The 22,910-nt window shown below is 59.7% G+C and carries 24 protein-coding genes, 1 pseudogene and 1 riboswitch; of the genes and pseudogenes, 14 read left to right on the top strand and 11 right to left on the bottom strand.

Annotation, left to right across the window (positions count from 1 at the left end; translation table 11 throughout):
• Positions 1 to 98 precede the first annotated feature (98 nt).
• From ABIN98_RS21830 to ABIN98_RS21810, 5 genes and pseudogenes are all read left to right on the top strand, one after another.
• Positions 99 to 293: pseudogene (locus ABIN98_RS21830) on the top strand (transposase); the annotation flags it as partial.
• A gap of 1 nt (position 294) precedes the next feature.
• Complete coding sequence (locus ABIN98_RS21825) at positions 295 to 615, top strand: transposase (RefSeq protein ID WP_346913108.1); 321 nt, start codon at positions 295 to 297, stop codon at positions 613 to 615.
• A 32-nt stretch (positions 616 to 647) separates the two neighbouring features.
• Positions 648 to 974 (top strand): hypothetical protein, encoded by a 327-nt coding sequence (locus ABIN98_RS21820; RefSeq protein WP_346913107.1) that lies wholly within the window; start codon positions 648 to 650, stop codon positions 972 to 974.
• A 224-nt stretch (positions 975 to 1,198) separates the two neighbouring features.
• A complete protein-coding gene (locus ABIN98_RS21815) occupies positions 1,199 to 1,861 on the top strand; it encodes a helix-turn-helix transcriptional regulator (protein ID WP_346913105.1) in 663 nt (220 codons plus the stop codon).
• Positions 1,862 to 1,957: 96 nt separating this feature from the next.
• Positions 1,958 to 2,692: a sulfite exporter TauE/SafE family protein gene (locus ABIN98_RS21810; RefSeq protein WP_346913103.1), complete on the top strand. Its 735-nt coding sequence runs from the start codon at positions 1,958 to 1,960 to the stop codon at positions 2,690 to 2,692.
• 171 nt (positions 2,693 to 2,863) lie between these two features.
• Here ABIN98_RS21810 and ABIN98_RS21805 read toward each other — a convergent pair whose 3' ends face one another.
• The 4 genes from ABIN98_RS21805 to ABIN98_RS21790 form a co-directional block, all read right to left on the bottom strand.
• The gene (locus ABIN98_RS21805) at positions 2,864 to 3,316 is read right to left on the bottom strand and encodes an NUDIX domain-containing protein (protein ID WP_346913101.1); all 453 of its coding nucleotides are present in this window, start codon (positions 3,314 to 3,316) and stop codon (positions 2,864 to 2,866) included.
• Positions 3,317 to 3,337: 21 nt separating this feature from the next.
• Positions 3,338 to 4,144 carry a bifunctional hydroxymethylpyrimidine kinase/phosphomethylpyrimidine kinase gene (thiD, locus tag ABIN98_RS21800; RefSeq protein WP_346913099.1) on the bottom strand — a complete coding sequence of 269 codons (807 nt, stop codon included), beginning with the start codon at positions 4,142 to 4,144 and terminating at the stop codon, positions 3,338 to 3,340.
• Positions 4,141 to 4,605, bottom strand: a complete 465-nt coding sequence (locus ABIN98_RS21795; RefSeq protein ID WP_346913097.1) for an NUDIX hydrolase — start codon at positions 4,603 to 4,605, stop codon at positions 4,141 to 4,143. Before ABIN98_RS21795 ends, thiD begins: the two co-directional genes overlap by 4 nt.
• A gap of 30 nt (positions 4,606 to 4,635) precedes the next feature.
• Positions 4,636 to 4,754, bottom strand: a riboswitch (TPP riboswitch).
• Between the two features lie 55 nt (positions 4,755 to 4,809).
• Complete coding sequence (locus tag ABIN98_RS21790; RefSeq protein ID WP_346913095.1) at positions 4,810 to 5,757, bottom strand: LysR substrate-binding domain-containing protein; 948 nt, start codon at positions 5,755 to 5,757, stop codon at positions 4,810 to 4,812.
• 179 nt (positions 5,758 to 5,936) lie between these two features.
• Between ABIN98_RS21790 and ABIN98_RS21785 the strand changes: the two genes are divergently transcribed.
• From ABIN98_RS21785 to ABIN98_RS21775, 3 genes are all read left to right on the top strand, one after another.
• Complete coding sequence (locus tag ABIN98_RS21785) at positions 5,937 to 6,548, top strand: glutathione S-transferase (protein WP_346913093.1); 612 nt, start codon at positions 5,937 to 5,939, stop codon at positions 6,546 to 6,548.
• A 415-nt stretch (positions 6,549 to 6,963) separates the two neighbouring features.
• Positions 6,964 to 7,689 carry an SDR family oxidoreductase gene (locus tag ABIN98_RS21780; protein WP_346913091.1) on the top strand — a complete coding sequence of 242 codons (726 nt, stop codon included), beginning with the start codon at positions 6,964 to 6,966 and terminating at the stop codon, positions 7,687 to 7,689.
• Positions 7,690 to 8,026: 337 nt separating this feature from the next.
• A complete protein-coding gene (locus ABIN98_RS21775) occupies positions 8,027 to 8,698 on the top strand; it encodes a transglycosylase domain-containing protein (protein WP_346913089.1) in 672 nt (223 codons plus the stop codon).
• Between the two features lie 460 nt (positions 8,699 to 9,158).
• Here ABIN98_RS21775 and ABIN98_RS21770 read toward each other — a convergent pair whose 3' ends face one another.
• The 4 genes from ABIN98_RS21770 to ABIN98_RS21755 all read right to left on the bottom strand — a co-directional run bounded on the left by ABIN98_RS21770 (position 9,159) and on the right by ABIN98_RS21755 (position 15,031).
• Positions 9,159 to 10,262, bottom strand: coding sequence for a helix-turn-helix transcriptional regulator (locus ABIN98_RS21770; protein ID WP_346913087.1), 1,104 nt, complete (start codon positions 10,260 to 10,262; stop codon positions 9,159 to 9,161).
• A gap of 144 nt (positions 10,263 to 10,406) precedes the next feature.
• A complete protein-coding gene (locus ABIN98_RS21765; protein ID WP_346913085.1) occupies positions 10,407 to 12,119 on the bottom strand; it encodes an alpha/beta fold hydrolase in 1,713 nt (570 codons plus the stop codon).
• Between the two features lie 376 nt (positions 12,120 to 12,495).
• On the bottom strand, positions 12,496 to 13,704 hold the full coding sequence (locus ABIN98_RS21760) for a TMEM43 family protein (protein WP_346913083.1): 1,209 nt from the start codon (positions 13,702 to 13,704) through the stop codon (positions 12,496 to 12,498).
• A gap of 31 nt (positions 13,705 to 13,735) precedes the next feature.
• The gene (locus ABIN98_RS21755; protein WP_346913081.1) at positions 13,736 to 15,031 is read right to left on the bottom strand and encodes a hypothetical protein; all 1,296 of its coding nucleotides are present in this window, start codon (positions 15,029 to 15,031) and stop codon (positions 13,736 to 13,738) included.
• Positions 15,032 to 15,353: 322 nt separating this feature from the next.
• Between ABIN98_RS21755 and ABIN98_RS21750 the strand changes: the two genes are divergently transcribed.
• From ABIN98_RS21750 to ABIN98_RS21740, 3 genes are all read left to right on the top strand, one after another.
• Positions 15,354 to 15,893 carry a DUF3592 domain-containing protein gene (locus tag ABIN98_RS21750; protein WP_346913079.1) on the top strand — a complete coding sequence of 180 codons (540 nt, stop codon included), beginning with the start codon at positions 15,354 to 15,356 and terminating at the stop codon, positions 15,891 to 15,893.
• Between the two features lie 18 nt (positions 15,894 to 15,911).
• On the top strand, positions 15,912 to 16,439 hold the full coding sequence (locus ABIN98_RS21745) for a DUF3592 domain-containing protein (protein ID WP_346913077.1): 528 nt from the start codon (positions 15,912 to 15,914) through the stop codon (positions 16,437 to 16,439).
• A 129-nt stretch (positions 16,440 to 16,568) separates the two neighbouring features.
• A complete protein-coding gene (locus ABIN98_RS21740) occupies positions 16,569 to 16,952 on the top strand; it encodes a hypothetical protein (protein ID WP_346913075.1) in 384 nt (127 codons plus the stop codon).
• Between the two features lie 96 nt (positions 16,953 to 17,048).
• Here ABIN98_RS21740 and ABIN98_RS21735 read toward each other — a convergent pair whose 3' ends face one another.
• From ABIN98_RS21735 to ABIN98_RS21725, 3 genes are all read right to left on the bottom strand, one after another.
• The gene (locus ABIN98_RS21735; RefSeq protein WP_346913073.1) at positions 17,049 to 18,560 is read right to left on the bottom strand and encodes an amidohydrolase family protein; all 1,512 of its coding nucleotides are present in this window, start codon (positions 18,558 to 18,560) and stop codon (positions 17,049 to 17,051) included.
• 85 nt (positions 18,561 to 18,645) lie between these two features.
• Positions 18,646 to 19,446, bottom strand: a complete 801-nt coding sequence (locus tag ABIN98_RS21730; protein ID WP_346913071.1) for an IclR family transcriptional regulator C-terminal domain-containing protein — start codon at positions 19,444 to 19,446, stop codon at positions 18,646 to 18,648.
• A 23-nt stretch (positions 19,447 to 19,469) separates the two neighbouring features.
• A complete protein-coding gene (locus ABIN98_RS21725) occupies positions 19,470 to 20,327 on the bottom strand; it encodes a dioxygenase (protein ID WP_346913069.1) in 858 nt (285 codons plus the stop codon).
• Positions 20,328 to 20,473: 146 nt separating this feature from the next.
• On the opposite strand from ABIN98_RS21725, the gene ABIN98_RS21720 reads away from it, so the two are divergent.
• From ABIN98_RS21720 to ABIN98_RS21710, 3 genes are read left to right on the top strand one after another with little or no spacing between them, the layout of a single operon-like run.
• Positions 20,474 to 21,295, top strand: coding sequence for a citryl-CoA lyase (locus ABIN98_RS21720; protein WP_346913067.1), 822 nt, complete (start codon positions 20,474 to 20,476; stop codon positions 21,293 to 21,295).
• A 3-nt stretch (positions 21,296 to 21,298) separates the two neighbouring features.
• A complete protein-coding gene (locus tag ABIN98_RS21715) occupies positions 21,299 to 22,444 on the top strand; it encodes a CoA transferase (protein WP_346913065.1) in 1,146 nt (381 codons plus the stop codon).
• 48 nt (positions 22,445 to 22,492) lie between these two features.
• Entirely contained in the window at positions 22,493 to 22,897 is a 405-nt protein-coding gene (locus ABIN98_RS21710; protein WP_346913063.1) for a YciI family protein, read from the top strand.
• The last annotated feature ends 13 nt before the right edge of the window (positions 22,898 to 22,910 follow it).

Raw genomic sequence — 22,910 nt, 5'->3', positions numbered from 1 at the left:
TTCACGCATTGCGCAGCACTAGACTGTACCGGGCTCATAGCGGACTGAATCGCCCCGGGTTTGCCGGAGGCTCCAACTTCTGAGAAAGTGGAGCCGATATGAGCAAGACGACAAACAAGTTTTCAGCTGAAGTCCGCGAACGTGCCATCCGGATGGTGCTGGAGCATGAAGCCGAACATCCGTCCCGGTGGGCCGCAGTTTCTTCTATCGCAGCCAAGATCGGCTGCGCTCCAGCGACGCTGCATGAATGGCTGAAGAAAGCTGAGGTCGACAGCGGCAAGCGAGCCGGCCTGTATGGCCCATATCCTGCGCAAGTTAGTCGATGAGCACGCCTCCCAGGGATCAGCGATTGCCGCTGAGACCATCCAGCGGATCGCCAAGCTCTACGAAATCGAAAAGCGGGCACGCGGAAAACCGCCGCCGGAGCGCACCGCCGTCAGGCAAGCACACGCCAAACCTATCTTCGATGAGCTGGAAGACTGGCTCGGCTGTTTCTCTTCTACCTCAGCGGCATTGTCTGGAACACGCTCTCGATCTCTTATCGCCAGCGCGTCGTGCCAGACGAGATCAGAGGCAGGGTCAACTCTGTCTATCGCCTATTCGCTTGGGGCATGATGCCCCTCGGTCTGGTCGCATCCGGAGTGATTGTGAATTTGGCGAGCGGTTTCTCCGAGCGAGAGACGGCTTTGACTGTGCCGTTCATCGTCGCCGCAACTGGCGTCGCCATTCTTGCAACCTTCTCTTGGCGTCCCCTCGGCAAAGGCTTCCAGCGATCGCTTAAATTTGCGGCGCAAGCCAACATTCATCAAATGCGCAGCATCGGTGAGTCTGTGCTCCAGGCTGACATTTTTCGCGTAAACATGATGGTCAGGCAGGATCTCAAGACAATTGCACCCGCGCCCCGGCGCGATAATCAACACATCTGGTATGGACTTTGCTGTCGAAGGCGCGGCCTAGAATATGGATTTCAGTAGCGGCAACTTGATCGGTGCGTGAAATCCGCTGAATGAATGACACCAGAAGTCATCCTGCAGAGCCGCCGGAAAGACATGCCTCACAGGCAGCTCCTCCTGCCTGAACCAACCCGCCTCGGTAATCCGCGTCAGAAATGTCGGCTGTGCGGGACAACGCGCAATTTTGCTGCGTCCTCACAAATGGCCGCTTTAGCGCGCTTCAACTTTCCTGCTAATCTACCAGTATGTGGACCTATTTTCGCAGCGACGATGTTGAGTTTGGTGTTCCGGACGGTGTTCCGGGCACGCGGCTCAAGCCGCATTTGCACGATGTAGTGCAAGTGATGCTGCTCACCGAGGGGTCGCGCCAAGTCACTCTTGGAACCGCGACCGTCTGTATCGAAGCATCATGCGCGTTGATCATTCCAGCCGGTGTAGTTCATGTGGCACGTGAAGGGGCATGGGCGGGCTTCAATGCATATGTTGAACCAGATGGGCTTTCGAACTCAGCCGCCCGCCTCTTGCGAATTGAGAGCCTTCCTTCTTGGATAGGTGAAAAGGTTGAAGCGTGCTTGGGTCAACACTGCTATGCCCTTCTCGATCTCATTTCTGACGCGATACCTATTTGGGAAGACTCGCGCATCGAGCCATTCTCCTTTGCCGCTGCAGATACATCGGATTGGCCCGAGAGCCGGGAAGGGCAGATCAGGCGTTACCAAAGAGAAGCAGGTATTTCGCCTTATGCCCACATGAAGGCAGCGCAACTCAGTCAGGCACGGCGAAGGATTGCTGAGGGAGAGAGTATCGCTTCCGTGGCAGTTGACCTTGGCTTCACGGACCAGGCACATCTGGGACGTCAGTTCAAAGCAAGCTATGGCACGTCACCGGGGCGCTACGCTAAAGGCTGATCTTTTCGGATCACAAACATACAATACAGCCCATTCATCAGTCCCTAGGCTTCTGGCGACAAGCAACTATTTGGGCGTGGTATTCCTTTGGACCCTTTGATCCTCTTCTTTCTATTCTTCGCGGGCATTGTCGGCGGTGGCGTAAACGCCATCGCGGGCGGCGGGACATTTTTCACCTTTCCGGCCTTGATCGCTTCGGGCCTTGATCCGTTGACAGCCAACGCGTCGAATGCCGTTGCGATTTATCCGGGTCATGCTGCCGCCGTTCCGGCTTATCGGGATGAGCTCAGAGTGGCGGGGCGACCATTGCTGCTTCGGAGTGCTATCGTCGCCCTCGGTGGGCTGCTTGGAGCAGGTCTACTCCTTCAGACGGGAGCCGTTGCATTTGAAGGATTGGTGCCGTGGCTCCTTCTTGCAGCAACCTTGCTGTTCGCATTTGGTCCCGCACTCGCGTCCATTTCTGCGCGGTTGCAGTCTCAATCCCGCTGGATGACGAGCGGTGTCGAATTTCTGTTTGCCGTTTATGGTGGCTACTTTGGAGCTGGTCTGGGTGTTTTGCTGATGGCGGCTCTGACGATTATCGGCATCCGTGATGTGCAGATGGCCAACGCCCAAAAGAACTGGCTCGCAACGATTATCACGACAATCTCGGTGCTGGTGTTCGCTTTGGCGGGCGCTGTTGCCTGGCTTCAGACCATCGCAGTTCTGTTCGGGGCGCTCATTGGGGGCTACGGAGGGGCACGTTTAGCGAGGCGCATTCCTGCCGGCGCGCTGCGCATGGTGGTCATCATTGTCGGCCTCGTGCTGAGCGCGTATTACTTCACGATCTAATTGACGCAGAAGCTGCCATTTGAGCAAAGCGCAGCATCGGTGAGTCTGGGCTCCAGGCTGACATTTTTCGCGTAAACATGATGGTCAGGCAGGATCTCAAGACAATTGCACCCGCGCGCCCGGCACGATAATCAACACATCTGGCGCGGGCTTTGCTGTCGAAGGCGTGGCCTAGAATATGGATTTCAGTAGCGGCAACTTGATCGGTGCGGGAAATCCGCTGAATGAATGACACCAGAAGTCATCCCGCAGAGCTGCCGGAAAGACATGCCCCGCAGGCAACTCCTCCTGCCTGAACCAACCCGCCTCGGTAATCCGCTCTTCTGCCGCCGGATTGGAATGCACGTTGATCTCGCCCGACAGGTAATGCGAGAAAAACCAGAATTTTACCATCCGTCCGTCGCTATCGATCAACTCGTCGATATAGGCGATCCGCAACGCCTGAGCGCATATTCCGGTTTCCTCGAAGGTCTCACGCTCAGCTGCAGTCTGGAGTTCCTCGTCGCCCTCCACGCCACCACCAGGGGGCGCCCAGAAATCGTAGCGGCCGGGGCTGTAGTGTCGGGCGAGCAGAAGCCTGTTCTCATTAAGAACTAGCGTGCCGACGGATATGCGATGTTGCATGACCGGTTCCTCAGTGCGGTATCAGGCAGACGGCCACAGACGGTAAAAATGATGCACTGGGCCGTGACCGTGTCCGACGTCGAGTGCATCGCTTGCCGCCAGGGCGCCATGGAGGAATGCTTTGGCCTCGCGCACACTGTCTTGCATACCGCGTGACGGCAGCAGCGCGGCGATGGCAGAGGACAGCGTGCAGCCAGTGCCGTGATCGTTGCGGGTCGCGATGCGTGGGGCGGCAAAGGTGACGGTGCCTCTGGGATCGTGCAGGAGATCATTACTCTCGCCGCTATCCTGCAGGTGCCCGCCCTTCAGAAGCACCCATTCGGGACCTAAAGCGAGTAGATCAGGCAGCGCCATGCGCATTGCCTCGATCGTCCAATCGTCCTCGCGCTCCAGCAGCACGGCAGCTTCCGGCAGGTTGGGGGTGATCAACGTCGCAAGCGGGACAAGCAACTCGCGCACTGCGGTGATCGCATCCTCATCGAGCAGGGCGTGCCCGCTCTTGGCCACCATGACCGGGTCGAGCACGATGTTGCGCGCCGCATGGTGACGTAGACGATCCGCAACCGTTTCGGCGATCCGGGCATTGGCGATCATGCCGATCTTGACCGCGTCGATCCGCACATCGTCAAGCACGGCGTCGATCTGATCGGCGACGAATGCCGGTTCCAGGGCGACGTAGGAGCGGACACCTTGCGTATTCTGCGCAACCACCGCGGTGATCGCCGAAGTGGCATAGGTTCCAAGTGCCGAGAACGTCTTGATGTCAGCCTGTATCCCGGCGCCGCCGGACGGGTCGGTGCCGGCAATGGTCAGGATATTGGCGATCATGATTGACCGTCCTTTTGCTTAGCGATGTCGGCCGCCAGACGGGCAACATTGGCGACATCGAGACTGAGGGCGAGACGGGTATCGTCCAGTTCATCGAGACGAAACCATTGCGCCTCGAGGGCGTCGTCGCCTGCGACGGGATCCCCGGCAATCCAGTCGCAGAGGACCGCGATCAGGACGAAATGTCGGCGAAGCCGGCCGTTTTCGTCGCGATCGAAGGCGTCGACCGCCGTGAAGACGCGGTGCGCTTGCCCACGGATTCCGGTTTCCTCGAAGAGTTCCCGGACGGCGGCAGTTTCTATCGGTTCGCCGGCTTCGATCTTGCCGCCCGGAAAACCCCATCTACCGGCATCCGGCGGATTGGCCCGGCGCACCAGAAGAATCCGTTCTTCGTGGAAGACGGCAGCAATCGTGGCGGCGATTGGCAGAGTCTTGGAAATGTGCTGTGGTGTTGTAGTCATGGTGGCCTCTCAAGTGAGGCCGGCAAAGGCGTGAGGCGTTTAGACCTGTCCCTTCGCCGGCATGATCCGGATCAGGTTCAAAGGGTCACTGTGCTGCCGTTCGGCCAACAGTATCTCAGCCCCTTGGCGGGGCACCCCTCGGTAGTGCGGGTAATAGCAGAGGCAATCCGATGACGCTGCACCAAGCTCACCGGACCGCGCATTTCAATGCGGAGCAACCCGGTCGATCGTTTCCTTGCGCAGCGCCTCGCACAGATCATGCGCCGCGGGCGTCGCGTTTTGTGATCTGAGCAGCCTCAGTTCGATCGCCGGGAGGCTCGGCAGTCCGAGACCATCGTTGGCACAAACGATGTCGTCGGGCACACCGTGCCCAGTTCGCACCGCGATCCCCAACTTCGAACGCAACGCACCCCATATACCCGGCAGACTTGGTGTCGTCACCGCCATCCGCCAGCGTCTGTCCGCCTGGTCGAGTGTGGCAAGCGTTGCCTGCCGGAACAGACAGGGATGATCGAACATCACCAGCGGAACCCGGCTCTGCACCGTGGTGTCGGCCAAGGATTTGTGCGCAAGCCAATTCATCGGCAATTCAAAAAGAAGCTCTCCCTCGCCACCGGCCCCTTGGGGGAAGAAGACAATTGCGCCATCAAGGCGTCCAGCGCGGATTTCCTCACCCAGAGTGTGGTTTGGACCGGCGCGGACTTCCACATGAGCCTTGGGGTGTTCGGCCGCGAACGACGAGAGTGTGGCAGGCATCACATCGTCGAAGAAATCTTGCGGCAGACCCAAGCGTACGGTTTCCGAGGTCACGGCGGCACCCAGTGCGCGCGCGGCTTCATCGTTGAGCGCGATGATCTGTCGGGCGTAGGTGGCCAGAGCTTCGCCGGCTTCGGTCGGCACCAGGCCTCTGCCCTTGCGCACGAAAAGCTGCGTGCCGGCTTGCTGCTCGAGCTTTTTGAGTTGCATGCTGATGGCCGACTGTGATCGTCCGAGTTCCACCGCAGCCCGCGCGAAACTGCGCAAGTCTATTCCGACCACCACCGCACGCAGGGCATCGATATCAAAAACAGGATTCACTTCACGATTCCAGAAATCAGGCTTCAAAAATATTCGTTCTTCAAAAGTATAGGGTATCGCTAGAGTCGACGTCAACGCTGCTGCCCGGATGCTTCTGCGAGAACCCTGTGCGTTAGCACCCGTTTGCCGCAGGCAATGGAGGTGATGGTGCGGCGAGCATTTGGGATAGGTGGATGTGTTTTCGCATCCGTGCCTTCTTGCCCCGACTGAAGTAGAGAAACCGGCTTGGTTTATCACATTTAGGAGTGTTGAAAATGCGCCTGATAGGCATGCTCGATTCCCCATACGTCCGCCGTGTCGCAATCTCATTAAAGGTTCTGGGAGTGCCGTTCACGCATGAGCCTCTCTCGGTCTTCAGCGATTTTGAGACTTTTGCGGCAATCAATCCCGCGGTAAAAGCTCCAACCCTGGTAACGGATGAGGGGCTTGTTCTCATGGATTCAACTCTCATTCTCGATCATGTCGAACGGCTTGCGTCTTCTGTCAAACATCTCATGCCGGAAGATCTGGAAGCCCATGCCAATGCATCTCGTCTGTTGGGTATGGCACTGATTGCCTGTGAAAAGGCAGTCCAGATCATCTATGAACATAATCTGAGACCGGAAGAAAAGCAGCATCAACCTTGGATCGACAGGGTGAAGAGGCAGCTTCTGTCAGCCTGCTCAACCCTTGAGGAGGAGGTCGTTGCCGGACTCCCGGGGGATGTTGAGGGCCGGTCACAGGTTGTCATTACGATGGCTGTTGTCTGGAGCTTCATGCAAAGCATGGTGCCGGACGTGGTCGAGGGTAAGCGTTTTCCTGCCTGGGCAGCTTACGCCGTCCGTGCCGAGGCCTTGCCGGAGTTTGTCTCCACGCCTATGGCCTGAGCAGGTTGCCTTCCGGCCAGGCAGTTGATGTCATCAGCAATTATGCAGAAGTACAATGCTCTGTGGCTTCCACCCCACCCAAATGAATCAAATTGAGGGATTGAATGAGACGATTTCTAAAGGTTGCAGGTCTCTTTTTGAGCCTGCTGATCATTGGGGCTGTTCTATTTGGTGGAAGAGGATACTGGGATGCTCTGTCGGATGCTCCGCAATTACGTCATCGGGCAGATGAGTTGATTGCGCTTGGGAGAGGAGGTACCTCGCTTGGCCACTAGTCATCCGGTTTGTGCGCCGCCTATCGGGTCGATATCAGGGGGCTGGTATGCCGTCTGATTGTCCGTTGGCGCTTGTGAGGAATGCCCTGGACTTTGCTGGTCCGGGCGCCGTGATGGGCTTATTGGACGCTGGATACCGAGTGGTCGCCCAGGATGCGGGTTTTGTAGACCCTGTCATCGGCGAGAGGTTCCAAGCGGGCCGGGATGCGGTGTCGCTCGTTGCGACGATCGACCCAAAGAAGATCATTTCGGACATCTCGGCGCGGGAGGGTCGGCTGGATGCTGTCATCAGCAACGACCATTTTCCTGCGCCGGGCTGTCTGCCCGAGGATGCGGATGCGGAAGATCTGCAAGCCAATTTCCGATATCTGGTCGAGGCGCCATTCAAACTGGTTCAGGCCGCGCTGCCGCTACTGCGTCAAGCCCCTCGCGCCAACGTGGTGTTGATTACCTCGAACCGCACGCGATTGCCGCTCTCCGGCGGGGCGTTTCCCGACGCGGCGCGCGCGGCAGCGAATGCGCTGGTGCGCTCTCTGGCGGTGGATCTCGCCGGTGACGGGATCGTTGTGAACGCCGTGGCGCCGAATTTTCTCCATAGCGAGACCTATTACCCCAAGGCGATTTTCGAGAGGACTGAGGTCGGGCGGGCGCACGTTCGTCAGAGCGTTCCCGTCGGGCGGTTGGCCCGTCAGGATGAGATCGGCGAAGTCGTCGCCTTTCTCGCAAGCGTCAGGACACGGTTTCTCACCGGTGCGATCATCGACTTTTCGGGTGGCTGGCCGTTTGGAGCGCTGCGCCCCGCCGCCTCCGGTCGCGACCTAACGTCAGCGGACGCTCAGGAGATTGAGCCACGAACCTCAGTCTGATCCTGACGATGGCATCCGGCATGACGGCCAGCTCCTTTACTTGAGGCACGTCGGCGGCGCTCAGCCTTGGCGGTCTACTGGTGTCAACCAGGCCTCTCTAAACATCCTGCGCTTATGCCTTCATACACCCGGAATGGTATATGCAACGTTTGGAAACAGGACTGACAAGGATGCCTTTATCAGGCGCTGTTGACATAATTCGGCATCCATAGCTTTGCGGCGAGTGCCAGGAATAGCCGCCTTCATCGGCATTTGTGATTGAGGACGCCTAGTTTCTGCAGCAGTTCAATGCTCCGTGACTTCCGCCCTGCCCAAATGCATCATACTGAGAGATTGCATGAGACGAGTTTTGATATTTGCAGGTCTTTTCTTGAGCCTGATGATCATTGGGGCTTTTATATATGGTGGAAAAGGATACTGGGATGCACTGTCGGATGCTCCGCAACTGCGTCATCGTGCAGATGAGTTGATTGCGCATGGGAGAGGAGGAGCCTCGCTCGGCGCAGAGCATCTGGCGATATTGTTACAGGTGGAAGATCCGAACTTCGCCGATCACGCCGGAGTTGATTTCTCGACGGCTGGCGCAGGAGCGACAACGATCACGCAGTCGGCTTCCAAACGCCTCGCATTTAAGAAGTTCCGACCGGGAATAGGCAAGATTCGACAGACAGGATATGCGATGGGTCTGGAAGCTCGGCTCTCCAAGAACCAGATCCTTGCTCTCTGGCTCGACACATTAGAGATGGGTGAGGGGCCGGACGGATGGATAACGGGCTTTCACAATGCCAGCTCTGCGATTTACGGGCGATCGCCCATTGAATTGAGCAACGCAGAGTTCATTCGGCTAGTAGCCGTTCTTATCGCGCCGGGTTCATTCAAACTTGAGGAAAACGACACTGTCCTCGATGAGCGTGCCGGTAGGATTGAGCGTTTAGTGCAGGGCGTGTGCGAACCCAAAGGGCTGGGCGATGTCTGGCTTGAAGGGTGCAGACAGCCGGACGACGACTGACATTCGTCGTCTTTTGTTTGCTGCGAAGTCCCGATCCTCGGTAAGCGCCAACTGGTGCCCGCTTGGCGCCTACGCTTCTCCGTTGTTCAAGGGCAGCATTTTGCCCGAAGCCAGCGGCTACGCTGCTGAGCGAAACAGCAAGTGAAGATCCGTGCATGTCCCCGCAACCACCTTTACTTGCTTAGCAACTTCGCCAACATCGGCCTGCCCCATGGGTCGGCCGTCCGGGCGCAAGTTATGATGGGTGCGCCCTCCCGCAACCAAATAAAACAACCCGGCCTCGTGCCGGGTTTTTTGTTGGGTAACGGATACACATTTTAAACTGACCAAGGCACCTCAAGGAGGCCAAAGGCCGACACCAACAGGACAAAAAAACAACAAATCCTGACCACGAAAACAAATAAATAATGCACCGAAAAAGGCTTTTTGCGTTGGGTACGGAAGAGCTGAATACCGGCTTTTAACTGTCCATCAACACACGGATCAGCTCCGCCTGACGCTTGACGCCGGTCTTTTCGAAGATGCGCATCAGATGGGTCCTGGCCGTATTGATGGAGATACCGCACCGTGCAGCTGCGGCGGCACGGCCGTCGCCCTTGAGCATCTCAAGGGCAAGGGCGGCTTCCGCCGGCGTCAGGTCGAAACGAGCCCTTAGATCCTCTACATCCGCGACCTTGCCTCGGTCCGGATCCCGGATCAGAAGCATGGCGGCGGCAGGTGCTCCATGCGGATTGCTGGTATTTAAGCGATACGGCAGAACGTCAATCGTAAGCTCAGACTGTACGTGGCCACGCTGAACCTGAATGGGTTTGCCGCAAGGCCTGTGCGGCTCGATCCGGGCGCAGGACTGTATGGCGGACTTGAGACGGATATCGGTCTTGGCGTTTCGCAATTGAACGGCGCCGTTCTTCACGACGATCCCGGTTTCGCTCGCGAGCAGATCCTCCGCTTCATCGTCCAGATACAGGCACCGTTGTTTGGCGTCGACCAGAATCAGTCCCGCATGGTCCGACCGGAGGCTGCAATCGATCAGAGAGCGCTGGAGGTCCAGGCGATGGAGTTTGCGTGCAATGGAGACGGCGCGTTCGATATGGGGAACCATCAACCTGGTCTTCTGCAATGTTTGCGCCTCGAATTCATCCTTCTTAGGCGAGGTCTGCAGGACAAATGTGCTGAAGGCGTTCCGCTCCCGAAAGAGTGGGACGGTCACGCCGTAGTTTCCGTAGCCGGTAAACCGCCGGAATTCATTGTAGAACGCGCTGGAAAAATAGGTATCGCGATCGATGTCGGCGACCGAGATAAACCGGCCGGAAGGCGTTTTCGCTGCGAGCACGGAAAGGGGGTCGTGCCGCCACCAATGCCGGTTATAGGCGACAAGCGAGTCCGGGTTGGCGCCGGGCGTGAGCACCGAAGAATAGTTGATATCGGGATCGACAGTCACAAGGGCGGCGTTGGCTCCGCCACAAAATGCGGCAATCTTCGTCAGGAGTTCAGGCCACTGATCGGCCTCAAGGGCCGCGTCGTAGATTTCTCCGACTATGTCCAAGGCAGTGTCGTGTTTCATCTTTTAGCATCATCCAGGCCCCGACACCTGTCACAATAGGCAGGTATGGAGAATGGCGCCTACCCCACATGGGGTATTTCTTGCTGATTGCTGAAAATTGAGGCGTTGGCAGCCGGATTGCGGAAAAACGACCGCGTCGGTTTCTCATTCACAAAGTTCGGCCAGCAGGCCGACGATCCGGTCCGAGGCCTGGTAGAGAGCGAGCTGACCGGCTCCCTCAATCGGGATCAGGTCGATTTCCGGCCTCAAGTCGGCTATTTCGATGACTAGATCGAGCGGTGTCACAGGATCATGAACGCCGTGGATGAACATCATCTTCCGCGGCGCGAGCCTTGTCAGCCAGTCGGACCAGTCGGACGCCGCCAGCGCCGCGTCGATTTCATAAGCCGCGGTTCCTTGTTCGAAGGCCCTGCGGAAATCATTCAGAAAAAGGTCCCGGTTGGCGGCGGTGGAAATCAGCTCCGTATCCTCCGAGGCTCCGGCAAACAGGTTGTTGAACAGGACCTCGATCCGGTTTTCCACCAGAAGGCCGAATGTGCCGCGGACGAGAAGCGACAGGGCTTTGGGAAAATAACGCGCGGTATAGGCAAAAAGCCGAGGCCACGCCGGCAGATGGTCTATGTGCTTGCGGGCCAGGAACGGCGGAAAACCGGAAATGGCCGCGGCATTCTGAAACCGGTCCGGCAGCAGGGCGGCGGCCGCGGCTGCATAGATGGCCGAAGACATGTGGCCGACGACGACCGTTTTTCCGATACCAAGCACATCGAGCAGGTACGCAAGGTCCGATGCGAAGGCCTGTTCCGGTGAGGCCGGTTTTTCCGGATGTGCGGTCGACTTGGCAAAGCCGGCCCGCCAGGGGCAGATCAGCCTGATCCCGTGCCGGTGCAGGCTTTCGAGAACGACCGGCGGCATGATCGTGCCGGAAAACATGTTATGCAGGAAAACCACGGGGCGCCCGGCCGGCGGACCGTATATTTCCACCTGCATTTGCCGATTGTCCGGCAAGGTCAGGGTGAGGCTCCCGGGCGGGGCGCCCTCATCCGGCTTCCCGCGGACAGGGGTCGCCAGTTCGGGTGTGACCAGGGTGATCGCGGCGAAGAGGCGCACGAGGTCGAGCTGAGAACTGACGCCGGTCTTCGTCAGAAGCGACTTGGCCTGGGTCCGCACGGTCTCGATGGATCTCTGACGTTTCGTCGCCAGCTCGGTCAGGCTTAGGCCGCTCACCAGCGTTTTCAGGATTTCCTGTTCCGATTTCGACAGGCCAAAGGCCTCCGTTATCGCCTCGCCGGCCGCCCGGGACCAGTCGAAGTCGATCCGGCTGAGCCGTGCGGCCTTGTCGTTTTCACCGGTAACCGCCGGAGACAGAGCCCACAAGGTCCGTTGATTGTCAGCTTGGTAGAACGGAACGATGCAGAAGACGGTTTCCGGCTGAGGTCCGAAGATCTGCTTCAAACCGTCTTTGAGGAGGTGTTCGCCTTCCGGATCCATAGGTGCGGAAAAAACGTTTTGCCCCGCTGTGAAAGGTGCAATTCGATCATTTTCCGTATGGACAGAGAGGATCGCTCCGTTGCGGTCGAGAAGAACGAAGTCGCCTTCGCCGCGCAGGCTGGGAGCGGGTAAGTCATTGTGGCGCCACAGGCGCGTGAATGCGTTCGCTGCCTGCTCGAAATGAAGCTCGGCCTCGGCAAGATCGAGAGCCTTTTCCTTTTCCCCGTCTTGGCTTCCTGGAAGCGCAGACCGGGTCTGGGACGTGTCGTAGATCGTAGAGAGTTCCTTGATGAAACGCTCGATCTTGGCCGGATCCGAAACGGATTGATGGGCGAGATCGACAATCTGGCGTTTCTTTTCGAACTGCAAGAGACGCACTCCCGCGCGGATAAAAGGGGGCCGACGCAGCGATTTTTGCCGGTGGCTCGACTGACATCATACCGTTTTATTCTTAGGCAAGACGGGGCCATCACACAAATGTCGTATGCGGCAATACCTTTCGATCGATTGGAAAAAGGGAAATTTGATTGGAATCCGGTGAGGAGGCGCGTCAGTTGAGTGCGGGTTTGGTTGCAGAAAGCAGACGCCAACAGAATGGAAAAAGTCGGCGGAACCAGGTGGGTGGTCCCGCCGAAGTTGGGCAATTATGCGTTTCCGGCCTGATTGGACCGGATCATCTGCTTCGCGCCGGCAAAGGCAGGAACCGCTCCCTTGGTGAGTGAAGTCATTGCCGGAAAAATCAGACCTAAACGGGAGAGGCCGGCGATGAGGTGCTGGTGCTTGTGTTTCGTGCCGAGACCCGCGACTTGCCGATGTACAGGAACGCTGCGGAGATCAGTAGCCCGGCAAGCAGGATGGTTAGCCCGAGAACGGGCCGGTAGACGATCCACGCGATGCTCATCACCAGCGGTGCGAGGACAAAGGTCAAGGCCAGGGAGGCGAGACCGGTGGCGAAGCGGAACACGTCGCCGATGGCCGGAATGACATCACCGAGAACACCGACAATGGAGAACATCAACCGGAAGCCGATCAGGATCGCGAGCGTCCCGACCCCGCGTATGATCCATGTCTTGGTGACATTCGCCGACTTGACGGTTTCGAACATGTCCGCCGCAGTCTTGTTGCCGGCAGCCGTGAGGAATATCTCGTTTCCGTTGGAGGCATTGTAGGGAATGAGCCGGTCGTCCTGCTGCATGCCGACGACGCTGGCCTCATCAACCACAGAGGCGGTCAGGGTTATTTTCAAATCGCCGATCGCGGGAGCCGCCGGGTTGGCGCCAACATAGATCTTGCCGGCCGACGTCTGGACTTTAAAACTGTCGCCGAGAAATTGTTCCAGCCCGGCAAGAGGGATCTCGTTCGCCGGCAGGGTTTCCGCCGTTCCCACTCCCGCCAGGATGCGTCCAGGGAACTGGAACGCACCGACGGCTGCGCTTTTGGAAGTCGCACTGTTTTGAGAGACAGCGAGATCGGGATTTTCGTGTTCTTCCGGTTTCCTGAAGTTGGAACTGTCGATGGGGCCGGAAGACCAGTCCCTGGAATAGCTGTAGGTGGTCACCTTTTGCGTGCCGCCGCCGATCTTGTTTCTCGTTTCGCGCTTGCTCTCCTCTTTCCACTGGTACATTTCGACATGGCGCACGAGCCGGATCGTATTAATCGGCAGCGCCAGGCCGCTGAACAGGGGATCGGCCGGCGGCGCGCCGACCCTGACCGGTCCGCTGATGTGAACGAGCCGGCCATCGTTGGCGCTGTCCGGACGGGCGGCATCGACCGACACGACGGCCCCCGCGCCCTCGGTGAGCGTGCGCTCGAGTTTCACAGCACGGCCCTCGTTCCAGAAAAGGGCGCCGCAGGCGACGATAACGAGGAGAAAGCCGGTCACGATGCCGCCGAAGGCACCGGTAATGCGGCTGAACCAGGATCGGGACGTCGTCTCCGTAAACCGGGCGGACATGGGGCTGTTCCTTCGATCGGGGACGGGGCGTTTATTTGTAGATGTTCAGACGGTTGCCATCGCCGCGGATCTTCTTTGCTTCCTCGACCCCTTCGGCGGTGACGCCGGTCTTGCGCACATTGATGGCCGTGACGCTTTCAAGCCCGGCCAGATGCTTGAGGGCGGCATCCGTAATGGCGGTCTCGTCGATATTGACGCTTTTGAGATTTTTGCCCGCAAGTGCGGCGATCCCGGCGTCCGAGACCGTTGTTTTGGACAGGGTCAGGAAAGCCAGCGAGCCGTGCTCGGCGAAGGCTTTCAGCCCCTTGTCGGCAACGTCCGTGCCGGCCATGGACAAGTTGGTCAGGCTGATGATCTTCGCCGCTTCCGCGGCGGTCGGATCGCCGACGTGGTTTTCATTCAGGTTCAGTTCTTCAAGCTGGGCAAGCTTGCCGATATCGCCGGCCGTTTCATCGCTGAGGTTTGTCCGCTGCATGTACAGTCTTTTCAGATGGGGGGCGGCCGACAGCGCCTCGAACGAGGTGCCGGTAATGATCGTATCGTTCAGGAAGAGCTCGCTCAGGCCCGGAATGGTCGCGATGTGCCCGATACCCGCGTCGGTGATGGTGTCCACATTGTTCAGGTTCAAACGGCTGAGAGCGGGATGGTTTTCAAAGGCCTTCAGCGCCTCGTCGTCGATATAGATATTGCTCGCTTCGAAGTCGCGCAAGCGCGGCAGGCCGGCCAGCAACGCAACGCCTTTGGGGGTCACACCCTTGGTCCGCGCGATGTTGAGGCGTTCCAGCTGGCTCATGCCCGAAATCGCCTCCAGTCCGGCATCGCCGACCGACATGCTTGTCAGGGTGAGCTGCTCGATGCTTTTCGACGTGGCGAGCGCCTTGAACCCTTCCGGCGTGATGCCTTTCACTCTGGCCAGGGTGAGGGATTTCAGATTGGCCATGGCGGCAATAGCGCCGATGGCTTGGTCGGTAATCTGAAGATTGGTCAGAGACAGGTTGGTCAGGGACGATGAAGCGGCGATCGCAGCCAGTCCCGACGGTGTCAGGTCAAGCTGTTGGATAATTGTCAGGCTTTGAAGCTTGGGCAGGTCGACGACGGCATTGAGGTCGCTGTCGGAAAAATCGGTCGCGGTGCTTGTGACGGATAGGAACTTGAGCGTCGACAGAGAAGATTCGGTCGCGGGCTTGTTCAGAACCTTGATGTCCAGCGCCTGGAAACGGTCCGCCAGGGCTCCCAGGTCGACGGCCGATGCGGGCATGGGCAACAAGGTGATCGCCGCGTAAAAAAGTGCGGCTCCGGTGCATGTTTTCAATCTGAAATGAGACATCCAAAAACAGTCCTTTTCCTTCTGCCCGTCGGGAAGGCTAGGCAAAAGGGAACGGCGGCGCATGCGACGTTCGTGTGATGTGTGGCAGTTCCGGATCCTCTATCGTTCGCGTGGAGGCGTGGGTTGCGACCGGCCGGGATTTTCACAGGCCGAATAAAATCCGGGACAGTGCTATGACACTCTTTTCAAGTTCTGACGGACGCATTTTCCGGCTGGGATTTCTGGTAAGGGCGGTCTCGTTGTGGAGGGTCGCTGAACGCGGCTACTTCAAAGAGACGCCCGGCAAAAAACCGTTTGGGGCCCGATCCGCTGGCAGCAGCCAATGGCTGAGGCGGAAACCACCAGATCGACCGGAAAGGCGGCGCCGGGCGCCGCCAAAATACTGCGTATTTTCGCGTTTTCTCTCTACGGCGTAGCGCTGCTTGCCGGTCTGGCGCTGGTTTATCTGAGCGCAGGCGAAATCATGCTGAAGGTTGCCGGCGCAACCGGTCAGGCAACGGTGGTCGACCTGCGCGACAAGACGTACCGCGTGGGCCGCAGCTACTACGGCGCCGGCGGGACCGCCGTCCGGACCGAAATGCGGACGGACTATTTTGTGACCTTCAGCTTTGTGGTCGACGGTCAGGACTATCGGCAGGAGCGCCCGGTTTCGGAAGGTTTCTACCGGGGCCTCGCCAAGGGCAAGACGTTTCCGGTCCGCTACCTGGCGGGTGATCCCGAATTGAACCGGATCGACCCGGACCGCAGCTTCTGGGGCCTGCTCGTCTCCGGGCTGCTCGCGGCCTTTTTCGGGTCTTGTGGCTGGCTGTTCCACCGGGTTGGCAGGACGCTTGCCGCCGCTGAACGGCTCCGGCCGGAATAAACTCAAGGAGCCTGGGACATGCTGGTCTACATCCCGATGAACTCCAACCAATGGCTGTTGCGCACGCGTGACGGCAAGCGGGAAGCCTCATGGCGCATGTGGTTTCTGATCTTCCTCCTGCCGATCGGGTTCCTTTGCGCCACGGTCTGGCTGGTCTTCCAGAGCCTTTACCTCGATGCCACGGCCACACGGACGACGGGAGAAGTCGTGCGGGTCTATGAATGGGAGGATTGGACGCCCTGGGACGGGGAGACGATGGCCTATAGCCCCGTATTTCGATATCAATTCTCGGATGGCTCCATGACCGAGGCAAGTACGGGCCTGTCGTCTCCCAACTGGAATTTCCCGATCGGATCTGCCCATGAAATCCTGTTCAACCCGGGCCGGAAAGGCGACGTGAAGCTCAACAACTTCGAGACCCTGTGGGCCGCACCGCTCATCATCGCGCTGATCGCGTTGGCTGCTCTTGTGCCTGCCGGAATCGCCAGCTTGCTGTTGTTGCGCTGGTTGAAGGGCGGCCGGAAAGTGGCAAGTGGAAACAGGTGAACGGTGCCGATTACTTCTCTCCGGCGCGACACACGAAAAAACATTGGCCATCGCACAAACGTCGCATGCCGGGGTATCTCCGGCCTCCTATCTCTTCAGACAGTGGGCGAGAGATAAGGATTGTCCAGCATGCGTACTTATTCGATTGCGTTGTCTGTCGCTGCCGTTTTGGCGATTTCCATTCCCGGCCCGGTTTTCGCCTGGGACCTGATCGGCACCAGGGTCGTGACTGACCGGGTGGACCGGGACGTGGTTCATGCCTCCGGGCCAAAGCGTTTCAAGCAGATCAAGATCTGCGTCTTCCGCAACCCGGTGCGGTTTTATGATGTCGATGTCCGTTTCGCCAACGGCGGCCGTCAGGATGTGAAAATTGCCAGGCGGATCAATGCGGGGCGCTGCACGCGCGCGATCGATCTCAAGGGGCCGAAACGCGATATCGCCTATGTCAAATTCATCTACGAGGAAACGAGCCTCAAGCTGAGACGCGCCACCGTCCGCGTCTTCGGCCGCTAACCGGCCCGTTTTGGGAATCCGTACACTGAGGTGGCGTTCCGACGATCTCGGCCTTTTAAGGCGAAATCGAAGGTCCGCCACCTTAGGGCAATCGGCTTAATGCCGGAACAGATCCTGTTCGATACCGGCTGCCTTGAACAGGTAGTCGCGGCTTGCCTCCAGTTCCCGGCGCAGGCGGGCGAGGTCGAAGCCCATCAGCGTCCCGCGCCATTTCCTGATCTTGCCCGCAACGAAGACGGTGTCGACATTGGTCCGCTCCATCAGCGTGACCACGGCGCCGGGCACGTGGTTGAGCGGTGCCACATTCAGGGCCTCTGCATCGAGCAGGATGATGTCGGCTTCCTTGCCCGGGGTCAGCGAGCCGGTCTTCTTCTCCAGTTTCAGTCCGCGCGCGCCTTCGATGGTGGCGCTCCGGATCGCATCCATGGCCGTCAGCAGGGTCGGATAGTCCTGGCCGGCAAGAGCCAGTTCATTGGCGAACATCCGCTGCAGCGTCACCATGCTGCGCATCTGGGTGAAGGCGTCCGCCGTCATGGTGCATTCCACGTCAGTGGAAAGCGAGGGGCGGAGCCCATGGTCGATCGCCTTCTGGATCGGTGGAGCACCGTGGCGCATGTGCATTTCGATCGGCACCGACAGGGAGATATGCGCACCCGCGTCGGCTGCGTAGTTCCAGCCGGTGTCCGACATGCCGGTCATGTGGATGAAGATGTTGTCCGGGCCGAACTTGCCTGCGGCCCCCAGCGCGTCGAAGGTCTCCTGCATGCCGAAGGTGCCGACTACGTGGAGCGCGATCGGCAGACCCAGTTCGCGGCCGATGTCCCAGCTCTTCTCGTAGCCGGGCAGGTAGATCTCGCCGCCCATGACCATGGTGATCAGCTGGTCGTCGGAGGCGAAATGCTCCGCCTTGATGCGCCGGGCGTCTTCGGGATATTTCGCGTTGTCGCCCCAGCCCTCGAAATAGCCGAAGACCGAACGCCGGCCCGCGTCGCGCAGGCCCTCGATCGCCGCGTCCGAATGCTCCGGCGAATGATGGATCTGGCTGACGTCCATCACCGTGGTGACGCCGTCGTCGAGCTGGGCAATGGAGCCGAACAGCTCGTTGATGTAGACGTCCTCCGGCCGGTAGACCATGGAGAAGGTCTGCAGCATCTTTTCGTAATAATTGTATTCGCTTTCCGGGCGGCCGTCGTTGATCAGGATCGCGTCGGCCAGAACCCCGCGCAGCGCGGTCTCGAACTGGTGGTGGTGGGTGTCGATGAAGCCGGGCATGACGATTTTGCCGGATGCATCGATCACGACCGCGTCCGGCGCGTCGATGTTGGCGCCGACTTCAGCGATGAGGTTGCCGTCGATCAGGACGTCTCCGACGGCAAAATTGCCGACGCTGTCATCAACCGAAAGAACCGCTCCGCCCTTGATCAGCACCTTTCGGCCCGCTTCGCCGATGCCATTCGGCAGGGTCGCCGCCGCGGCGTCCTGGGCGGCCGTGGAGCCGCTGAATGTCGCTGCCGCGGCCTCCGCGCTGGCGGTGCCCGCAAGGCCCAGATAGTCGCGCCGCGTCGGGCATGAAGAAAGCGGCGCGCCGCTCCCGCAAAGTCTGCACATTGGAAGTCCTCCCTGGTCCGTCCCTGATCTTTCATGCGTGACCACGGCAGCAGACGACGGGAGTGACAGACATTCTGTCGCCGGGTCAGCTGCCGATAATCGATTCCGCCATCGGATAGCGCGCGATCGCGTGGGCAATGCGCGAAGCGGCGGCCTGCAGTTTCGGCAGGCGTTCCGCTACGAGTTGTTCCGGCGTCACCAGCCCGGTGTAGCCGGAGGAATTCAGGGCCGCGATGGTTCGGCCGTTGCTGCCGCGGATCGGCACCGCGATCGCTGTAATGCCGTAGTCGAGCTGGTCGACGGTCGTCGCGTAGTTCCGTTCGCGCGCGAGCTCCACCTCGCGGCGCAGTTTATCCTTGTCGGTCACCGTCTTGCCGGTGAGCGCTTTCGGCCGCAGATCGTGGAAATAGGCGCAGAGCGCGTCATCGCTCAGGCCCGCCAGAAGCACCCGGCCGAGCGACGTGGCATGGGCGGGATAGCGCGCGCCGACCACGGCCGTGGCACGACGGGCGCGCTGCACCGAGTAATGGGCGATATAGATGACATCCTCGCCGTCGAGCGTTCCCACGGAAGAGGCATCGCCGAAGTCCTCGACCACGTTGCGCAGCTCGGGCAGGAGCATTTCGTCGATCCGAGCGGAAAAATAGAACGCCGAGCCCAGACCCATCACCTTCGGGCGCAGGAAGAACCGCTTGTTTGCGTGGCCGGCATATCCGAGCTCCACCAGCGTGATCAGGCTGCGCCGGGCCGCAGCCGGCGTCAGGCCGGTCCTGCGGGCGATCTCGCTGAGGCTCATTTCCGGATTGCCGCTGTCGAAGCATTCGATGATGGCAAGGCCCTTTGCGAGCGCTTCCACGAATTCCGGTGGTCGGGTCGTCTCTTCCAAGTCGGCTTCCTTTCCGTTCCCGCTCAGCCTTGCGGAGCGAGAACGAAATCGAACTTGAACTTGGCGTCAGGTCTGATCTTCAAATCGAAGTCGAACGTGTCGGTCGGCTTCACCGGCTCCAGCTTGGCAATCAGCGACCTGCGTACGCCGAACACCGCGTCGTTGTCCAGATATTCGGTGTTTTCGAAGAAGACTTCGGTGGTGATCGCGTTCATGCCCGCGGCCCGGATGATGTAGTGCAGATGGGCCGCGCGCCAGGCGTGGCGGTTGCCCGCGCGCAGGAGATCGCCGACCGGACCGTCATAGGGTACCGTATAGGGCTTGGGCAGAACGGTGGTGTAGTAATACTCGCCCTTGTCGTTGGCGACGAACTTGCCGCGCAGATCGTATTTGTCCTGGCCCTCCTCCTGGATCGGATAGGTACCGCTGGAATCGGCCTGCCAGGTGTCGATGATTGCGCCGGCAAGCGGATTGCGCAGCGTGTCGGTCACCTTGCCGTAGGCCAGTACCGTGACCCCGCCGCGTCCGTCGGCAAGGTGGTCGCCAAGCTGCTTGTCCGGTGCGTTGTCCAGGTAGAACGGGCCGAGGTTGGAGCCTTCCGTGGCCCCTCCGCGGGTATTGATCATATCGACCAGCGCGGAAAAGCCGAGCACGTCGGACAACAGAATGAACTCGTGCCGTTCCGGCGTTGAGATCTTGCCGCAGTCATAGAGGAAGTTGAGCACGCCCATCCATTCCTCGTGGGTCAGGTTCACTTCGCGCGTGTAGTCGTGCAGGTGCTCGATCAGCTTGTTGAGCAGAAGCTGAATGCGGCTTCCGTCCTCGGTGTTGAATGATGCCTTGACCGCCTCGGTGATCGTGAACTCGTTCACGTCTTTCATCGTCTCCTCCCCTACGTCTGCCAAGCCGTTGTTTTTGCTGCGGTTGAGTCGCATTCGGCTTTGCACCCTTGACGAAACCCTAAAACAGACAATAATTTTCTACAAGCGTAAAAGTTTTCGCATACCGAAAAATAAAAGGAGCGGACATGCGTATCGGAAAGCAGGATCAGGCTTTCACGGCTATCGCGACATCGGACGCGGATAGCATCACTGTGCGGGGCTACGACTTGGTCGACGAGCTGATCGGTGAGATCGATTTCACCGACTATTTCTGGCTGCTGGTTCTGGGCGAAAAGCCGACGGACAAGCAGCGCCGCATGATGAATGCCTGCCTTGTCTCCATTGCCGAACACGGCCTTGTGCCGAGCGTGCAGGCGGCCCGCATGACGCTCGCCGCGGCACCGGAAGCCTGGCAGGGCGCGATGTCCGCCGGCCTCCTCGGCATGGGAACGGTGGTCGCCGGAAGTTCAGAGGTTGCCGGCCGCTATCTCGCCGAGGTAATCGCCAGGGCCAAAAGCGAAGACAAGGACATCGAGACCGCCGCGATCGAGAGCCTTCACGCTCTCAAGGCCTCCCGCAGCAAGGTACCCGGCCTCGGCCATCCCCAGCACAGTGCCGGCGACCCGCGCGCGAACCGGCTGCTCGACTATGCCGAAAAGAACGGCATTTCGGGCATCTACATGGAGACCCTTTACCTCTTGGCGAAACACGCGCCGGGCATCATCAACCGGCCGCTGCCGATCAACGTCTCCGGCGCCATTCCGGCCACCATTCTCGATGCCGGCTGGCCGCTCGAAGCATTGAAGGCGGTTCCCCTGGTGGCCCGCACGGCGGGCTTGGCCGCGCATCTTTACGAGGAGGCGCAACGCTCGATCGGTTTCATCATGTCGAACGAGGCCGACCTCTCCATCACCTATGACGGTCCGCCGTCCAAAAAGACAAAAGAAACAAAGGCGGCGCGGGACTGAGACATGGTCAAGATTCTCAGAAACATCCGTGTGATCGAACTGGGCACCTACATCACCGGCCCGGCGGCCGGTATGCATCTGGCCGACCTCGGCGCCGATGTCATCAAGGTCGAGCGGCCGGGCGAAGGCGATCCGTTCCGCGCCTTCAAGGGCGGTCTCTATTCGCCGCACTTTCAGACCTACAACCGCAACAAGCGCTCCATCGCGCTCGACACCAAGAAGCCGGAGGATCTTGAGGTCCTGCATGACCTGGTCGCCTCCGCGGATGTCTTCATCCAGAATTTCCGGCCGGGGGTTGCCGAAAAACTCGGCGCGGGGGAAGAGGATCTGCGCAAGGTCAATCCGGGGCTCATCTATTGCGCGATTTCGGGCTTCGGCCGCACCGGCCCGTCGAAGGACCGTCCGGCCTATGACACGGTCGCCCAGGCCGCCAGCGGCTATTTGCGCTTGCTGACCCCGCCGGTGAACCCGCGGGTGATCGGCCCGGCGATCGCCGATGCGGTCACGGGCCAATATGCCGCCCTCGGCATTCTCGCGGCCCTGCTGGAACGCACGCAGACCGGCGAAGGCCGCCGGCTGGACATCTCCATGCTGGAGGCCATGAGCCACTTCAACCTGGACAGCTTCACCCACTATTTTTCGGAAGGAGAGGTCATGGGACCGCTGTCGCGTCCGGTGGTCTCCCAGTCCTACACGTTCGAGTGCAGCGACGGGAAATGGATTGCGATCCACCTGTCCTCTCCGGCGAAGTTCTGGAACGGCCTCTTGCAGGCGACCGGGCAGGAACAGCTCAACGACGATCCGCGTTTCAGCGAGCGGCTGCAGCGGATTGAGCATCAGGACGACCTGATTGCCCATTTCACGCCGGTCTTCAAAACCGACACCCGTGCAAACTGGTGCGACAGGCTGCTGGCGGCCGAAGTGCCTCATTCACCGGCCTACGATTCCGACGAGGCGCTGGAAGACCCGCAGGCGAAGCACCTGCAGATCGCCGTTCACGCAGACCATCCGGTGATGGGGCCGTTCACCACCGTGCGCGCGCCCTATTCGTTCGACAGCGAGCCGGATCTCGACATCGTACCGCCGCCGGTGCTCGACGAGCACGGCGCGGAAATCCGCGAGGAACTGAGGCGGAAGAAGACCGGATAAGCGTTCAGGCGGGAGGGCCTCGAACGCAGTGAAACAAAGGGGGGAACAATGACCGGGAATCGGGAACTGACGGCGCTGCCGGTGCCGGACGTCATGGAAGCCAGCCGCGAGATGCTGCAGAAGCAGCTCTACGCGATCTTCACCGAGCCGGCGAACGGCATCGGACCGGTTCTGGAACAGATGGCCGACCACCTGGCCTTTCAGGTCCAGCTTGAAAAAGACGGCACCCTATTTGCGGCCGGCCCCATGTGGACCGACGACGAGGAGCGCTGGGAGGGCGAAGGTCTCGTCGTCGTGCGCGCCGCCTCGCGCGCGGATGCCATTGCCATTGCTGAACGCGATCCGATGCACCGGAGCGGCGCCCGGACCTTCCGGGTCCGCCCCTGGATGATCAACGAAGGCAGCGTCACCGTCCGGCTCGACTACTCGAGCCAGACATTCGAATTGCTGTGAACAGAGGGAGGGA

The sequence above is a fragment of the uncultured Roseibium sp. genome (assembly GCF_963675095.2).
Taxonomy (GTDB): domain Bacteria; phylum Pseudomonadota; class Alphaproteobacteria; order Rhizobiales; family Stappiaceae; genus Roseibium.
Note: the sequence above shows the minus strand (reverse complement) of the source record. Positions and strands in the feature narration are given on the sequence as shown.

Excerpts from the sequence above, each read along its gene's own strand:
- ABIN98_RS21825 (WP_346913108.1), top strand. The coding sequence starts at position 295 with ATGGCCCATATCCTGCGCAAGTTAGTCGATGAGCACGCCTCCCAGGGA.
- ABIN98_RS21815 (WP_346913105.1), top strand. The coding sequence starts at position 1,199 with ATGTGGACCTATTTTCGCAGCGACGATGTTGAGTTTGGTGTTCCGGAC.
- ABIN98_RS21805 (WP_346913101.1), bottom strand. The coding sequence starts at position 3,316 with ATGCAACATCGCATATCCGTCGGCACGCTAGTTCTTAATGAGAACAGG.
- thiD (WP_346913099.1), bottom strand. The coding sequence starts at position 4,144 with ATGATCGCCAATATCCTGACCATTGCCGGCACCGACCCGTCCGGCGGC.
- ABIN98_RS21795 (WP_346913097.1), bottom strand. The coding sequence starts at position 4,605 with ATGACTACAACACCACAGCACATTTCCAAGACTCTGCCAATCGCCGCC.
- ABIN98_RS21785 (WP_346913093.1), top strand. The coding sequence starts at position 5,937 with ATGCGCCTGATAGGCATGCTCGATTCCCCATACGTCCGCCGTGTCGCA.
- ABIN98_RS21775 (WP_346913089.1), top strand. The coding sequence starts at position 8,027 with ATGAGACGAGTTTTGATATTTGCAGGTCTTTTCTTGAGCCTGATGATC.
- ABIN98_RS21770 (WP_346913087.1), bottom strand. The coding sequence starts at position 10,262 with ATGAAACACGACACTGCCTTGGACATAGTCGGAGAAATCTACGACGCG.
- ABIN98_RS21760 (WP_346913083.1), bottom strand. The coding sequence starts at position 13,704 with ATGTCCGCCCGGTTTACGGAGACGACGTCCCGATCCTGGTTCAGCCGC.
- ABIN98_RS21755 (WP_346913081.1), bottom strand. The coding sequence starts at position 15,031 with ATGTCTCATTTCAGATTGAAAACATGCACCGGAGCCGCACTTTTTTAC.
- ABIN98_RS21750 (WP_346913079.1), top strand. The coding sequence starts at position 15,354 with ATGGCTGAGGCGGAAACCACCAGATCGACCGGAAAGGCGGCGCCGGGC.
- ABIN98_RS21745 (WP_346913077.1), top strand. The coding sequence starts at position 15,912 with ATGCTGGTCTACATCCCGATGAACTCCAACCAATGGCTGTTGCGCACG.
- ABIN98_RS21740 (WP_346913075.1), top strand. The coding sequence starts at position 16,569 with ATGCGTACTTATTCGATTGCGTTGTCTGTCGCTGCCGTTTTGGCGATT.
- ABIN98_RS21735 (WP_346913073.1), bottom strand. The coding sequence starts at position 18,560 with ATGTGCAGACTTTGCGGGAGCGGCGCGCCGCTTTCTTCATGCCCGACG.
- ABIN98_RS21725 (WP_346913069.1), bottom strand. The coding sequence starts at position 20,327 with ATGAAAGACGTGAACGAGTTCACGATCACCGAGGCGGTCAAGGCATCA.
- ABIN98_RS21720 (WP_346913067.1), top strand. The coding sequence starts at position 20,474 with ATGCGTATCGGAAAGCAGGATCAGGCTTTCACGGCTATCGCGACATCG.
- ABIN98_RS21715 (WP_346913065.1), top strand. The coding sequence starts at position 21,299 with ATGGTCAAGATTCTCAGAAACATCCGTGTGATCGAACTGGGCACCTAC.
- ABIN98_RS21710 (WP_346913063.1), top strand. The coding sequence starts at position 22,493 with ATGACCGGGAATCGGGAACTGACGGCGCTGCCGGTGCCGGACGTCATG.